General features: G+C 72.9%; 12 protein-coding genes and 1 pseudogene. 9 read left to right on the top strand and 4 right to left on the bottom strand.

From position 1 onward, the window contains the following. Positions 1-268 (bottom strand): annotated as a pseudogene (locus tag CCO02nite_RS15800) (IS1380 family transposase); the annotation flags it as partial. A gap of 405 nt (positions 269-673) precedes the next feature. Here CCO02nite_RS15800 and CCO02nite_RS14350 point away from each other — a divergent pair. Next, a complete protein-coding gene (locus CCO02nite_RS14350) occupies positions 674-1,132 on the top strand; it encodes a hypothetical protein (RefSeq protein ID WP_146843864.1) in 459 nt (152 codons plus the stop codon). 173 nt (positions 1,133-1,305) lie between these two features. Here the strand turns inward: CCO02nite_RS14350 and CCO02nite_RS14345 are convergent, their stop codons facing one another. Next, a complete protein-coding gene (locus CCO02nite_RS14345; protein WP_146843863.1) occupies positions 1,306-3,519 on the bottom strand; it encodes a hypothetical protein in 2,214 nt (737 codons plus the stop codon). Positions 3,520-3,732: 213 nt separating this feature from the next. Here CCO02nite_RS14345 and CCO02nite_RS14340 point away from each other — a divergent pair, with 213 nt between their 5' ends. From CCO02nite_RS14340 to CCO02nite_RS14315, 6 genes are all read left to right on the top strand, one after another. Continuing rightward, on the top strand, positions 3,733-5,646 hold the full coding sequence (locus CCO02nite_RS14340; protein WP_146843862.1) for a threonine/serine exporter family protein: 1,914 nt from the start codon (positions 3,733-3,735) through the stop codon (positions 5,644-5,646). Positions 5,647-5,685: 39 nt separating this feature from the next. Next, positions 5,686-6,069, top strand: a complete 384-nt coding sequence (locus CCO02nite_RS14335; protein WP_146843861.1) for a DUF488 domain-containing protein — start codon at positions 5,686-5,688, stop codon at positions 6,067-6,069. 52 nt (positions 6,070-6,121) lie between these two features. Next, on the top strand, positions 6,122-6,286 hold the full coding sequence (locus CCO02nite_RS14330; protein WP_503826004.1) for a DUF8730 family Cys-rich protein: 165 nt from the start codon (positions 6,122-6,124) through the stop codon (positions 6,284-6,286). Between the two features lie 70 nt (positions 6,287-6,356). Beyond that, positions 6,357-7,112: a hypothetical protein gene (locus CCO02nite_RS14325; protein WP_146843859.1), complete on the top strand. Its 756-nt coding sequence runs from the start codon at positions 6,357-6,359 to the stop codon at positions 7,110-7,112. Positions 7,113-7,282: 170 nt separating this feature from the next. Then, entirely contained in the window at positions 7,283-8,032 is a 750-nt protein-coding gene (locus CCO02nite_RS14320; RefSeq protein WP_146843858.1) for a hypothetical protein, read from the top strand. Between the two features lie 224 nt (positions 8,033-8,256). Further along, positions 8,257-10,866: a phosphoenolpyruvate carboxylase gene (locus CCO02nite_RS14315; protein ID WP_146843857.1), complete on the top strand. Its 2,610-nt coding sequence runs from the start codon at positions 8,257-8,259 to the stop codon at positions 10,864-10,866. A gap of 6 nt (positions 10,867-10,872) precedes the next feature. On the opposite strand, the gene CCO02nite_RS14310 is transcribed toward CCO02nite_RS14315, so the two are convergent. Together CCO02nite_RS14310 and CCO02nite_RS14305 are read right to left on the bottom strand one after the other, a co-directional pair. Continuing rightward, positions 10,873-11,349: an NUDIX domain-containing protein gene (locus tag CCO02nite_RS14310; protein ID WP_146843856.1), complete on the bottom strand. Its 477-nt coding sequence runs from the start codon at positions 11,347-11,349 to the stop codon at positions 10,873-10,875. After that, positions 11,346-13,091, bottom strand: coding sequence for an alpha/beta hydrolase (locus CCO02nite_RS14305; RefSeq protein WP_146843855.1), 1,746 nt, complete (start codon positions 13,089-13,091; stop codon positions 11,346-11,348). The genes CCO02nite_RS14310 and CCO02nite_RS14305 overlap by 4 nt, the downstream gene beginning before the upstream one ends. A 105-nt stretch (positions 13,092-13,196) precedes the next feature. On the opposite strand from CCO02nite_RS14305, the gene CCO02nite_RS14300 reads away from it, so the two are divergent. Together CCO02nite_RS14300 and CCO02nite_RS14295 are read left to right on the top strand one after the other, a co-directional pair. After that, entirely contained in the window at positions 13,197-13,853 is a 657-nt protein-coding gene (locus tag CCO02nite_RS14300) for a CYTH domain-containing protein (protein ID WP_146843854.1), read from the top strand. A gap of 42 nt (positions 13,854-13,895) precedes the next feature. Continuing rightward, entirely contained in the window at positions 13,896-14,846 is a 951-nt protein-coding gene (locus tag CCO02nite_RS14295) for a VOC family protein (RefSeq protein ID WP_146843853.1), read from the top strand. The last annotated feature ends 102 nt before the right edge of the window (positions 14,847-14,948 follow it).

Here is a 14,948-nt window from a genome sequence, read left to right as displayed (position 1 = left end):
CCCGGGCCCGGGTTCGGGCACGGGCGGTGTTGATCGCGGACAGCACCCTGTCCACGTCGCCGGCCAACCGGGCGATCGTCCGCGACGCCGTCGGGTCGGAGGCCACCGGGTCGAACACCGCCGGCTCGCCGCGCACCACCGCCAGGTCCGAGCACGCGTCCCCACCTAGCGCGAGCATCAACGCGAGGTCGAGCAGGACCTTGGCCGGGTCATGACGAGCAAGCGGCGCCCGCCACGGCGCCAGAGCCTGGCGCAACGCCACGTCCAAGCCGGCCGCGCGGACGGTGGACGTCGCAGGACACCGCCTGCCTGAGAGACCGCCGACCCGCCGTTGGCATCGACGCCGAGCCGCGGGTAGAACCCCGTAGGCTTCTTCACCTGGAAGGTGCTCCTCGAACTGGACTGATCTGACTCTCGACAAGCCATATCATCCCAGGTCAGGAGCACTTCTCACGTCTCCGCCACACCTACGGTCATGAAGGGCCGAGGCTAGCGGCGTTGGCGCCGTCGCTGCTCAAGAACCGAGACAGGGACTGTCATATGCGGACGCCACGGGCAACCTGCGCGTCGTCATCGACTCCCCGGCGCTGTTCGTTGCAGACCGCGGTCTGGACCGTGACCCGTGGCGCCAGGGCCGCCCGCGGGGAGCACTCAAGGGCGAGCCGCCGCGCGCGTGACGCGTGCGCTGCTGGACGAGGACCGCGTGTGGACGGCTCGCGAGCTCGTGGCGGCGTCTGGCGCCTCCACGGGTGCGACCTACCGGGTGCTCGAGTACCTGGAGCGCGAGGACCTCGTCGCGAAGGACGACGGACGCTACTGGCTGGCTGACTGGGAACGCCTGCTGCGCGCGTGGAGTGCGGACGCCCCGTTCTCGGCCACGACGCGCGCGACGACATTCATCGAGCCGCGAGGGATCGACGCATTCCTGATCAAGGTTGCGGGCGAGCCGACACTGCCCGCGGTGGTGACCGGCTCGGTCGCGGCAGCGCAGTGGGCGACCTACGCGCCCGCCAAGGCTGTGTTCGCGCAGGTCGCGGCGGACCTGCTGAACGGGCCCGGTCGAGAGCCCACGGAGGGCGAGCACCTGATCGAGTGGATGGTGGCCAACGAGCAGCGGTGGCGGCGTGGCTGACGAGCTGGTGATGGCCCGTGCCTGCTCGACGCTCTCGGGGCGCTCGACGCGCACCTGGGCGCGCTGGTGGTGACCGGTGCGCAGGCGGGCCAGGCGCTGCACGGCCTGCCTGCGTGCGCCCGCGCAGGTTCACCAGGTCGGAGCCGGGTCGGTCGACCTCCTTCATCCGATCGTCATTCGATGCAGAAACCGATGTCGACGGGCACGGAGCGTCCGGACCACGTCGAGTTCACGACGGCCCGGTCGGAGACCGACAGCCGCAGCACGTAACCGCACGGCTGCAGGCTGCTCGTGTCGAGTGACCACGTCGAGCCGACCGGTGCCTCGCTGGTCGTCGAGGCGACCGACGTCGTCAGGGCGGCGGACGGGAGCGGGAACGGCAGCAGGGAGAAGCCCCAGGCCCGGAACCACGTGTCGCGCGCGTCGTAGGTGCCGTGGATCGTCATGCCCTGCGTGAACTTGCCGCAGCCCTGCTGCGCGAGCTGGCCGGGGTCGAAGGCCAGGTGGGCGGCGTTGGCCGGGTCGACCGAGGCCGCGTTGAGCGTGTTGTCGAGCTGGAAGCGCTGCGCGTCCACGACGCCGGTGCCCTGCACCTCGAGGCTGGTCTGCCACAGGTCGTCGCCGGACGTGTCGATGTAGCCCAGGGTGCCGAGCGTGTTCGTCGTCCACACGGGCCAGGTGGTCCAGCCGCCCGCACCCGGCGTCACCCAGGAGCCGATCCCGTTGGCGTCGACGACGAAGAACGGGGTCGTCACCGGGGTGTCGACGCCGCCCGCCGTCACGTCGCGGACGAGCAGCCGGTAGGTCGCCCCTGCGAGCGCCGGGTCGGCCGGGCCGTGCACCGTCACGCGTCCCGCGAACGGGCAGCCGCGCGGGTCGAGCACCGCACCGTTGTAGGCGATGTGCGCGACGGGCAGGGTGACGCCGGTTCCCGGGTCGATCTCGCCGGTCGCCACGCCGCCGACGATCGTGAGGCGCGCGACGCCGTCGTAGGGCCGGCCGGGCAGCACGTGGACGTGGGTGTCCAGGCGGTTGCCCCAGTGCGGGACCGCGTCCGGGTCGGTCGTGGACGGCGGCGCGTTCCAGGACAGGACCGCCCGGATGCGGTGCAGCCCCGGCTCCTGGCACAGCCGCCGGTAGGCGGTCAGGTCGAGCGGCAGCACCGCGGCGTAGGACAGGCCTGTCGCCGGCATCGTGATGTAGTCGTGGGCCGAGACCGCCACGGTCCCGAGGTACGTCGGGACGCAGTCGTCGTCGAAGTCCGCCCAGAACGCGACGTACTCCGTCGACCCGGCGCTGCACGGCGGCCCGGAGAAGCCGGTCGGGCGCTTGACCCGGAAGGTGGCGACGAGCTGGGCCGCGGCGTCGTCGAGGCCCAGGCACTCGAGCTCCTCGTACGTCGTGTCGCCCTTGCCGTCGCCCAGCAGCTCGACGAGCCCGCCCCAGTCGATGTCGAGCTTCTGGTAGGCGAGCGCCGCCGTGGCCAGCGACAGGGGCGCGAGCGGACCGTGCAGTGAGGCGGTCACCTCGGCCGCCGCCATCCGGTGCGGCGGGACGGGCGCCAGCGCGAGCTTGGCGACCTGCCTGTCGAGCGCACGCGTCGACAGGACCTTCAGCTTGTCGGGCGCGTACAGCCGCACGAGCTTGTCGAGCCCGAACGGCACCGGGTCCGGTCCACCGCCGCCAGGTGGCAGCGGCTGCGGGTTGAGAGCGACGGGGCCGACGGGGTCCGGTTCCGGGATCGGCGGCCCGAGCACCTCTTCCTCGATGAGTTTGTCGAGCACCGCGGGGTCGAGCTTGACCAGCGGCGCGAGCAGGTCGCCGATGTCCGTCGGGAAGAACCGGCGCCGCGGGCGGACCTGGACGGTGTCCTCCTGGACCTCGCCCCAGACCGGCGGGAAGTCGGGGTCGCCGGCCGGCGGCTCGTGCTCCCACGACAGGATCGCGCGCACGCGCGGGAGGACCGGCGCGGCGCAGTACCGGCGCAACGGGTTGAGCACCACGCCGACGACGAGGACGTACGGGTGGTCGGCGTCGCCGGCGCAGTCCTTGCCGTCGGGCACGTCGAACACGCGGGCGGCCGCGGACCCGGCGTCGACCCAGCCCGCGCCGAAGTCGACGAAGAACCGCACCCACTCCGACGAGCCGGCGCTGCACGGGCCGCCCTTGTAGCCGAACGCGCGCCGCACGACGATCGTCGCCTCGAGGCGGTCACGCTCGGGGCTGTAGGAGACGCAGCCGATCTCCTCGTAGGCCGTGTCCGACTGCTTGGCGTCGACCACCTTGAAGCTCTGGGCGAGGGCCTTGTCCTGCAAGGTCCCGAAGTAGTTCGGGTTCGCGGTGATGAGCTGGCGGAACGCACCGCGAGAGAGCTCGATGTCAGTCATGTCGTCAATCCCCCTGGCAACCGGCTGGACGCCTCGTGCCTCCAGCTCTGGGTCGCACCGGTCGGTGCGTGGCTGGGCCGCCGTTCGCGCGCCGCGCTGCGCGGTGGCTCGATGGAACCGACGCTAGACCCGCGGGACCGCGCCGCTCAGAGGGAAAACCCTGCACCTGCGCGGGGCGGACCGTGACCGACGACGATCCGGCACGATGTGGGTATGGGCGACGTGTGGCGGGTCCTCGACGACGGGCTCCTGCTGCATGTGCCGACGACCGTGCGCGCGGTGACCGACCCGTCGCCGGACCCGGGCGCGACCGTGGGCACGGGCGACGACCCGGAGCCGTCGGCCGATCCGACGACCACGGCGAGCGACAAGCCGACCACGGAGCCGACGCCGACCCCCACGCCGACGCCGACGCCCACCCCGACCCCGACCGCGACGCCCACACCGACGCCGACACCCACCCCGACGCCGACCCCCACCCCGACCCCGACCGCGACGCCCACACCGACGCCGACCCCCACGACGGTCTGGACGACGCCGCCCACGGTCACCACCTCCGAGGTGCCGGTCGCGATGATCGTGCTCGCGCTCGTCGTCCTCGTGGCGGCGACCGCGCTCGTCGTCGTCGTCGAGCGCCGGGCGCGCCGCCGACGCGCGGACCGCGCGGCGACCGCCGCTGCGTCCGCGGCGACCAGCGCCTCGGGCGCAGCGGCGAGCTCCGTGGAGACCGGCGTCGGCACGGCGCCGACCGCCGTCCTGCGGGCGGACGAACCGGACCCGACGACGACCGCCGGGCTGGTCGTCGCCGAGGTGCTCGCCGGTGCCGCTGCGGGCGCCGACGGTGCGCGGACGGGCGCGGAGCGCGACGACCGCGACGCGGACGACGACTCGCCCGGCGAGACGGTGCGGTTCTGCCTGGCGCTCGGCGAGGCGATGATCGACACGACGGCGCCGATCGTGCAGGTCCAGGACACCCTGGAGCACGTCGCGCGCGCCAACGGGCACCCCGACGTCGAGGTGATCGCGCTGCCGACGGCGCTGCTGCTGTCGACACCGGGGGACAACCACGCGCGGACCGTGGCGACCTCGGCCGGCTACCGCTCGCTGCGGCTCGACCAGGTGCAGGAGGTGCTCGAGGTGGCCGACCTGGCGCGCGCGGGCGAGCTCGGCCCGACCGCGGGCAGCCGGCGGATCGCCGCGGCGATGGAGCAGCCGGCGCCGTACGGACGCGGGCAGCAGGCGATGGGGTACATGCTCGCGGCGGCCGGCCTGGCGCTGGTGCTCGGCGGCTCGTTCACCGACGTCGCTCTCGCGGCGGTCCTCGGGGCCGGCGTCGTCGGGCTCGAGCGCGTGACCGGCGACTGGGGGAGCGGGCCGTACCAGGCGATCGTCGTGATGCTCTCGTCGTTCGGGGTCGCGGTGACGGTGTTCTCGCTGTCGCGCACAGGCCTCGACGTCACGCTCCTGCCCGCGCTGGTCGCGCCGCTCATCACGTTCCTGCCGGGCGCGCTGCTGACGACCTCGGTGATCGATCTCGCGACGCGGCAGATGATCGCCGGCGCCGCGCGGCTGTCCGCGGGCGTGATGATGCTGGTGCTGCTCGCGCTCGGCATCATCGCCGGCGCGAATCTCGTCGGGATCCCGGCCGGGGCGCTCACGACCGGTGGCAACCAGACGCTCGGCTGGTGGGGGCCGTGGCTCGGGGTGATCGTGTACGGCGTCGGCGTGACGATCCGGCACTGCGCCCAGCGGCGTGCGGTGCGCTGGATCCTCCTGGTGCTGCTCGTCGCGTACGCGGGCCAGCTCGTCGGCGGCGCCGTGCTCGGCCCGCAGATGTCCGCGTTCGTGGGGGCCGTCGCCATGACGCCGGTCGCGCTCGTCGTCGCCCGGTTCGCGGACGGTCCGCCCGCGATGGTGAGCTTCCTGCCGGCGTTCTGGCTGCTGGTCCCGGGTGCGCTCGGGCTGGTCGGGGTCACCTCGGTGCTGGGGGACTCCGCCGACCAGGGCCTCAACGCGGTCGTCACGGCGGGGACGACGATGGTGGGGATCTCGCTGGGGGTGCTGACCGGACTCGCGGCGGGCTCGTGGGCGCTCGCCGAGCACCGTTGGTGGGCGCGGCTGCGCTGACCGGGCGCAGGTCTCGCACGATCGAGGAGGGAGACGAGGATGAGCGGGGTGGCGGGGGTACGGGTCGGGCGCGTGTACGACGAGCCGGGGCCGCAGGACGGCATGCGGGTCCTGGCCGACCGGCTGTGGCCGCGCGGGTTGCGGCGCGACGACCCGCGGGTGGGTGAGTGGCGGCCCGACGTCGCACCGTCCTCGGAGCTGCGGCGGTGGTACGACCACGTGCCGGAGCGGTTCGACGAGTTCTGCCGACGCTACGAGCACGAGCTCGCGGAGCCGACGGCCGAGGCGGCGCTCGACGAGCTGCGCCGCGTCGCTGCGGTGGGTCCGCTGACGCTCGTCACCGCGTCGCGGCACCTCGAGGCGAGCCACCTCGTCGTGCTCGCGGCCCTGGTGGCCGACCACGACACGCCCACGGAGGCATGAGGCGTATACCCCCAGGGGTATGCTGGTGGCTCCGATCGACCGAGGAGCGTTCATGTGCACTGCAGTCACCTGCCGGACGTGCGGCAAGGTCACGTGGTCCGGTTGCGGCCAGCATGTCGACGAGGTGATGCGCGACGTCCCGCAGGACCGCCGCTGCCCCGGTCACCCGAAGGGTGAAAGCGCGGGTGGTTTCCTGTCGCGGCTGTTCGGCCGCTGAACCCGGAGGTCGCCGAAGGGAGTAGTGTCCGGTTCGTCCCGATCCGGAACTACCGCTGCAGGAGCATGTGATGCGCGCCGCGCGACCGACCACCCACCCGCGGCGAGCGGTGTCCCGCGTCGCCACGTTCCGACGCATCGGTGCCCTGGCGGCACTCGCGCTGACCTTCGTGGCGGTCGCGCCGGCAGGGGTGGCGTCCGCGGGGTCACCGGCCGCGTCGCCCACGATCGCGATCGTGGTGGACCCGACGAGGCAGAAGCCGACGACGGGCTGCAAGTTCGTCAGGTTCTCGGTCGTGGTGAGCGGCCTGGTCGCCGGCGAGCGGTACTCGTTGTCCTCGCGCATCGAACGGAAGACGACCGTGGTGGATGCGCGCCTGCGTCACGGGCCGCTGGTGAACGGCACCAACAGCGTCCAGGCGTTCGTCTGCGCGTCCACCGTTCCGGCCGGTCCCTACAGCGCCTACGCGGCCGTGGTGCACGACGGGGCGAAGGTCGCCCGTGCGACACCCCGACCGTTCGCGCTCGTCGTGCGGCCCAAGCACGTGATCACCGACGTCGGCGGGACGATCGGGAAGGACGCGTTCGTCGCCGGGTACTCCGCGCCGACGATCGACCTGCGCGGACGCACGCTCACGGTGCTGCTCAAGCCGACTGGCGAGTCCGAGTACCGCGTGATCGGCACCACGGTCGTCGCGCCCACCGGGCGCTTCACCTTCGTGTCGCCGAAGCTCGCCGCGGGCTGGGTCTACCTGCGCAGCGCCCCGACGACGTACCTGCTGCCGAGCACCGACGTGCTGTTCAAGATCACCGTCGAACCGTCGTAGCGCGCCCGAGATCGGCCGTCCGTGACGATTGTCGCATCAGGCAATCGAGTGAAACGTCCGGACACATCCCGTTCGCGCCCGATTCGTCGACTAGCCTCGCCGGGCGCGCCCGTGCCCGCACGCGGCGCGACGACGACGAATCGAACGACACGGGGAGTACAAGCATGGTCATGGGCCTGGCACGACGACGACTGACCGCGATCCTGACGGGGGCGGCGCTGTTCCTGCCCGTCGCAGCAGCTGCGCCGGCGGCGGCAGACGACGCCCAGGCGTCCTCGGTCGCGATCAGCATCAAGGTGAGCGACAAGGTCAAGGAGAAGTCCGGCTGCTGGTACCTCGTCTGGAACGTGACGGCGTCAGGCCTGAACTCCAGCGACTACTACTCGCTCGGCACCAAGGTGACCAACACCAAGACGAACAAGTCCGTCACCGGGTACCTCGCGGTCTCGGGCGGCCTGAAGAACGGTGAGAACCGTGTCCGGGCCTACGTGTGTGCGTCGAGCTTCAAGGCCGGCCCGTACAAGGCCGTGGCGACCGTGAAGGTGAGCGGCAAGCGCATCGCGACCGCGACGGGCAAGACGTTCAAGGTCACGGGCAAGCCGACCGTGGGGATCACCAACGGCTACTCGTACGGCAACGACCCGTTCTACATGTACGGGTACGCCGACCCGTCCGTCGACACCGTGGGCTCCACCGTGAAGGTGTACTTCAAGAAGAACGGCGCCTCGAAGTTCACGCAGGTCGCGACCGCCAAGGTGCAGGCGTCCGGCAAGTACGAGGTCACCACCAGCAAGATCACGCTCGGCGTGGTGTACGTCCAGACCGTCAAGACGACCTACCTCAGCGCGGCTACCTCTCCCAAGGTGAAGATCGTGCAGCAGTCCGGCTCCGTGTCGCCCGCCGCGGTGATCGGCGGCTGATCCGCACGGACGAGACGAGGCCCCGAGCGACACCCGTCGCCCGGGGCCTCGTCGCTTCTGTCAGGGGTCGCGCGCGGCCGACCGGCGAGCGCCCACGGCATGGACCTACGTCCCGTCACGAAACATGCGTGGCCTATGTTGAGCGCGTGACAGCACCGATTACCCCGCGTGTTACCCCGCGTGACATCCCTCGAGGTGCCGCGAGCCACGAGGTCCCGGAGCCGATGCGTAACGACGTCCGGGTGCTCGGTGAGTTCCTCGGCCGCGTGCTGCGCGAGGCGGGTGGCGACGACCTGCTGGAGGACGTCGAGCGCCTGCGCGAGCTCGCGATCAAGGCGCACGACGAGCCCGACGGCGACGCGCTCGAGCGGGCCGAGGCGCTCGTCGAATCGTTCTCGCTGCAGCGCGCCGAGCAGGTGGCCCGTGCGTTCACGTGCTACTTCCACCTCGCGAACACTGCGGAGGAGTACCACCGCGTGCGCGTGCTGCGCGAGCGCGAGGCCGGCACCGACCCGCACGCGCTCGTCCAGGACGACACGCTGCCGGCCGCGGTCCAGCAGCTGGCCGACGAGGTGGGCAAGGACGAGGCCTGGCGACGCCTGCAGGCGATCGAGTTCCGTCCGGTGCTCACCGCGCACCCCACCGAGGCCCGACGACGCGCGGTGTCCCGGTCGATCCGGCGCATCGCCGAGCTCGTCGCGGAGCGCGACCAGCGCTCGATGGGCGGCATGTCGCTCGCGGAGAACGACCGTCGGCTGCTCGCCGAGATCGACACGTTGTGGCGCACGGCGCCGCTGCGTCAGGCCAAGCCGAGCGTGCTCGACGAGGTGCGCACGGTCCTGTCGGTGTTCGAGTCCACGCTCGCGGACGTCCTGCCGTCGGTCTACCGCCGGCTCGACGACTGGCTGCTCGACGACCAGGCGGGCACGACGCTGCCGGTCGTCCGGCCGTTCGCGCGCCTCGGCTCGTGGATCGGCGGCGACCGCGACGGCAACCCCAACGTCACGGCGGAGGTGACCCGAGCGGCCGCGCAGCTGGCGTCGGAGCACGTCATCACGGCCCTCGAGCAGTCGGCCCGGCGCACCGCGGCGGGTCTGACCCTCGACGGCGCAGGTACGCCCGCGTCGTCGGAGCTGAACGCGCTGTGGCAGCGCCAGCGCTCGCTCTCCGAGGAGATCGCATCGCGCGTCGCGCAGGACTCGCCCAACGAGCCGCACCGGCGCGAGCTGCTGTTCGTCGTGGAGCGGCTCGCGGCCACCCGGTCGCGCAACGCGGACCTCGCCTACGCGTCCGCCGCGGAGCTCGAGGCGGACCTGCTCGTCGTGCAGCGCTCGCTCGACGCCGCGGGGGCGACCCGTTCGGCGTACGGGGACCTGCAGAAGCTGCTCTGGCAGGTGCAGACCTTCGGCTTCCACCTGGCCGAGCTCGAGCTGCGTCAGCACTCGCAGGTGCACGCGGCCGCGCTGGCCGACATCGAGGCCAAGGGGATCGACGGCGACCTCGAGCCGCGCACCGTCGAGGTGCTCGACACGTTCCGCACCATCGGCACGATCCAGAAGCGGTTCGGGCCCGAGGCGGCCCGCCGCTACATCGTCTCCTTCACGCAGTCCGGCGAGCACCTCGCGGCCGTGTACCGGCTCGCCGAGCTCGCGTACGGCGGTGCCGAGAACGTGCCGGTGATCGACGCGATCCCGCTGTTCGAGACCTTCGCGGACCTCGAGGCGAGCGTGGACATCCTCGAGAAGGCGCTCGAGCTCCCGCAGGTGCGCAAGCGCCTCGCGGAGAACGGCCGGCGGGTCGAGGTCATGCTCGGCTACTCCGACTCGTCGAAGGACGTCGGCCCCGTGTCCGCGACGCTCGCGCTCGACGACGCGCAGCGCCGGATCACGCAGTGGGCCCACGACAACGACATCGCGCTCACGCTGTTCCACGGCCGCGGCGGGGCGCTCGGGCGCGGCGGCGGTCCCGCCAACCGCGCGGTGCTCGCGCAGCCGCCGGGTTCGGTGGACGGCCGGTTCAAGCTCACCGAGCAGGGTGAGGTCATCTTCGCCCGCTACGGCGACCCGCACATCGCCGCACGGCACATCGAGCAGGTCGTCGCGGCGACGCTGCTGGCCGGTGCGCCGAGCGTCGAGCGTCGTAACGCGGAGGCCGCGGAGCGGTTCGCGCCGCTCGCATCGCGTCTCGACGAGGCGTCGCGGGTCCGGTTCCACGAGCTCGTGCGGGCCGAGGGCTTCCCCGTCTGGTTCGCGCAGGTCACGCCGCTGGAGGAGGTCGGCCTGCTGCCGATCGGGTCGCGACCCGCGCGGCGCGGGCTGTCGGTCTCCAGCCTCGACGATCTGCGGGCGATCCCGTGGGTGTTCTCGTGGTCCCAGGCGCGCATCAACCTCGCCGGCTGGTACGGCCTGGGCACCGCGCTCGAGTCGATCGGCGACCTGGACGAGCTGCGCGCGGCGTACCGCGACTGGCCGCTGTTCGCGACCGTGATCGACAACGTCGAGATGTCGCTCGCCAAGACCGACGAGCGCATCGCGACGCGTTACCTCGCACTCGGCGACCGTAGCGACCTCGCGGCCCTCGTCGCCGAGGAGATGGGGCTCACGCGCCGCTGGGTGCTCGCGATCACGGACTCGTCGGCCGTGCTGTCCCGCCGGCGCATCCTGGGCCGTGCGGTGCAGCTGCGCAGCCCGTACGTCGACGCGCTCTCGCTCCTGCAGCTGCGCGCGCTGCGTGGCCTGCGCCGGGGGGACGCGGTCGAGCAGGCCGACGACCTGCGCCGCTTGCTGCTGCTCACCGTGAACGGGGTCGCCGCCGGCCTGCAGAACACCGGCTGAGGCGGCTCAGGAGGGCAGCGACACCACGGCGGGCAGCGGGCCGTCGAGGCGCTCGAGGACGAACCGCTCGTGGGGGACCACGCGCGGCAGGTCGTCGAGCGGGAACCAGCGCAGGTCGGCGCTCTTGTCCGGCTCGCGCAGCGTGGGTGTGCCGCGCCAGCGGCGGACCTCGAAGAACGCGTCCATGCGCTGCTCGACCTGCGGTCCGCCGCGCTCGAAGCGGTGCAGCACCGTGAGCGGCACGAGGTCGGCGGCCGCGACGACGATGCCGGCCTCCTCGGCGGCCTCGCGAACGGCCGCCTCGTGCACGGACTCGCCCGGGTCGACGTGCCCCGCGAGCGTCGCCCACCACCCGTCCATGTAGCCGGTGCCCTGCCGCAGCTGCAGCAGCACCTCGTCGTCGCGCCGCAGGACCACGTACGCGGCCGCGACGAGCAGCGAGCGGCCACCGAGGTGGTCGTCGGCCGCGTAGTGCTCGCTCACGCGACGCTCGGGACGGAGCCGACGACCTCGCGCAGCACGTCGGTGTCGGCCGCGGTCCACCCGTCGGGCGGCGCGACGGCCGCCCAGCCGTCGGCGTACTCCTGGTGGTAGTTGTGACCGTGCCCGGCGGGTGCGAGCCCGGCGACGAACAGGTCGATCGTCGTCTGCCAGAACGTGATGACGGGAACCCAGCGCGTCGAGTCGAGCACGTCCGTGCCGCGCGGCTCGCTCAGCCGGTCGGGCTTGTGCAGGAGCAGCGACGGCGACCACCACGTCACGCCGTCGGAGGCGTGCTGGTCGTACACGATGCGCGGCTGCTGCCAGTCCTCGCCGAGCGACCAGAGCTGGCGGTCGTCCCCCTCGCCCGGGCGGCTGGCCCACCGCGCGGTCGCGCCGCCGTCCAGCACGGGCGTGATCTCGGGCGAGCCCGCGTCGCGCTCGTCGGTCAGCTCGCGCCACAGCGGCGTGAAGCCCGGTGTCCCCATCCACAGCGCGCCGTCGGTGCGCGCGGCGACGTCCTGGGCCGACGAGAACGCGCCCTGGCTGCCGAACGACCCGAGCGAGATGCCGGCGACGAACAGCTGCGGCCGGGCGTCCTCCGGGAGCTGCGACCAGCGCTCGTAGACCGCCTCGAACAGCGCCTTGCCCGCGGCGGGCGGGGTGGTGCGGTCACCGACGAAGGCCACCCACGACGGCAGGTAGGAGTACTGCATGGACGCGATCGCCGTGTCGCCACCCCACAGCAGCTCGAACGTGTCGGCGAGCGACGGGTCGATCCAGCCCGTGCCGGTCGCGGTGACGACCGCGAGCACCGACCGGTCCCAGGCGTGCGTGCGGTCGAGCTCGTCGACGACGACCTGCGCGGTCTCCTCGAGCGTCCCGCCCGAACGCAGCCCGGCGTAGACCCGGATCGGGTCCTGCAGGTCGGCGGTGCGGCCCGTCCGCGCGGCGACGTCGACGAACTGCTCGTGCGCGCGTCCGCCCGCGACGAACGTCCGCCCCTGCAGCCCGAGGTCCTCCCACCGCGCCGACGAGTCCGGCGAACCGCTGCGCAGCGGGTCCGTCGGCTGCGTGACGCCCGGGTCGGTGCCGTCGTCGACCTGCGCGTACGCGGTGTTGAGCGAGGACATCAGGGTGTCGACGACGGCGCCGCTGAGCACCGAGACGGTCACCCACGTGACCGCGACGACCGCGACGAGCAGCGCGACGGGCCGCGGCACCCATCGCCCGACGAGACGTCCGAGCAGGCGCGCGAGCCGCCGGGTGACCCAGCGCAACCCGCGTCCGACCTGAAGCAGCAGCACGCCCATGACGAGCGCGAGCGCGAGCACGACGAACGGCCGCGACGACTCCTGCGGCTCCTGCCCGAACAGCTCCCGGACCTCGTTCTGCCAGGTGGCGTTCCAGAGAAGGGCCGCGGGGACGCCGACGACGACCGCGACGAGCAGGCCGCGACGGAACCAGCGGCTCGCGGGCCGCGACCACACCACGCCGCACGTGCGCAGCAGCCGTGCGAGCAGCACGCCCACGCCGTAGCCGATCGCCGCGCAGATGCCGCCGACCGCGCCCTGGTAGAACGCCGCCCGCGGGATGAGCGCGGGCCCGAGCGCGATCACGAAGCAGACGAGCGCGCCGGCCAGCCCGGGTCCGGAGAACCGCCCGACCCACCGCCGCAGCGCGCCGCGCAGGCGCTGACCGACCGAGGTCCGGGTGGGGGGCGTCACGGCGTCGCTGCTGGCCATGGCGCGACGCTATCGCCTGCACGAACACGGGCCGCGGGCTGTCCGGATCCGCGCACGACGGTGCGCGTCCACGGGTTCGGCCGCGCGCACGCCTAGCGTGGGAGCGTGAGCGACGAGACGTACGACGAGCGGCGGCCCGACTTCGAGTTCGAGCGGCGGTTCTGGGTGCGCGAGCTGCCGACGGACCTGCACGACGCGACGCCGACGCTGATCGTGCAGTCCTACTACCTGGCCGACGAGGGCTACGCGCTGCGGGTGCGCGCGCAGACCTCCGGGGCGGCCGCGCCGATCGACGCGGGCACGACGCCGCTCGACGCGCTCGAGCGCTACGAGCACCTCGTCGACTTCTGCGCCCTGACGGTCAAGGGGCCGATGAACTCGGGCACCCGCTACGAGGCCGAGCGCGAGCTCGACGTCGCGGTGGGCCTGCAGCTCATCCGGCGCGGGGGAGCGCGCATCGTCAAGACGCGGCACTCGGTGTGGATCGGCGCGGACGGCTGGGTGGTCGACGTGTTCGCGGGGCCGAACGCGCCGCTCGTCGTCGCGGAGGTGGAACGGGGCAGCCCCGTGGTCGACCTGGGCGTGCCGGCGTTCTGCGAGAGCGAGGTCACGGACGACCCGCGATTCTCCAACGATGCGCTCGCCCGCACGCCGTACGGCCCGTGGGCGGCCGACTTCGAGGCCGAGCTCGCGCGCATCGGCCCTCGATTCCTGCCCGGGATGGGCCACACGCACCGCGAGGGCGGCACAACTGGCATTTAGATGAATCTTCAACTACTCTGAGGGCAACCCTGAGGAGTCGCCATGTCCACCGCCCCCACGCCCGGCGCAGGTCCACGCGTCGTCGCCACCCCGTCCAGTGCGCTCGACTCGATCGCCGCCGGCACGTCCATGGATGCCGTCACGTTGCTCGTCGGCGACCTGGACCTGCAGCTCGGCTACTACCGTGACGTGCTCGCGCTCGAGGTGCTCGAGCGGCCGGACCCGCGGTTCGAGGGCGTCGGCCGGCCCGACGTCGTCGTCCTCGGTCGCGGCGGCACGCCGCTCGTCGTGCTGCGGCACACGCCGGACCTGCCGCCCGCCGGGCGCGGCTCCGCGGGCCTGTTCCACACCGCGATCCTGTTCGACGACCGCGCGGGGCTGGCCGCGACGCTCGCGAACGTCGCCCAGCGCGCCCCGAGCTCGTACGTCGGCTCCGCCGACCACCTCGTCTCGCTCGCGTTCTACCTGACGGACCCTGAGGGCAACGGCGTCGAGCTGTACTGGGACCGCAGCCGCGACCTGTGGCAGCACGGACCGGACGGCACCGTGGTGATGGACGCGCTGCGGCTCGACCCGAACCAGTTCCTGGGCGAGCACCTCTCCGACGAGCTGCTCGCGGAGCCGGGTGCGGGCGACGCGGTCGTCGGGCACGTGCACCTGCAGGTGGGCGACGTGCCGTCCGCGCGCGCGTTCTACGTCGACGCGCTCGGCTTCGACGTCACGGCACAGTGGCACGGCGCGCTGTTCGTCTCGGCGGGTGGCTATCACCACCACATGGCGATGAACACGTGGAACTCGGCGGGGGCCGGGCCGCGCGCGTCGTCGCTCGGGCTCGGCGAGGTGCGCATCGCCGTGCCGACCGACGACGACCTCGGTGCTCTCGCCGACCGGGTGCGGTTCGCGGGCACGCCGCTCGCGCACGACGGCCGCACGCTGCGCTTCGACGACCCGTGGCGCAACCAGGTGCGCGTCGTGGTGGCCGCCGCGCCCTGACCCGGCCCGTGCTCAAGGTGGTCGCCGCCGGCGCCGACATGTGCCTAGGGTGGCCGTTCCCTCGGCGGACGGGCCGCTGACGGGCGGTCGAGGGGGCTGGTC

This window comes from Cellulomonas composti, assembly GCF_007990245.1.
In the GTDB taxonomy this organism is placed as follows: domain Bacteria; phylum Actinomycetota; class Actinomycetes; order Actinomycetales; family Cellulomonadaceae; genus Cellulomonas; species Cellulomonas composti.
This window is presented reverse-complemented; position numbering and strand designations above follow the sequence as displayed.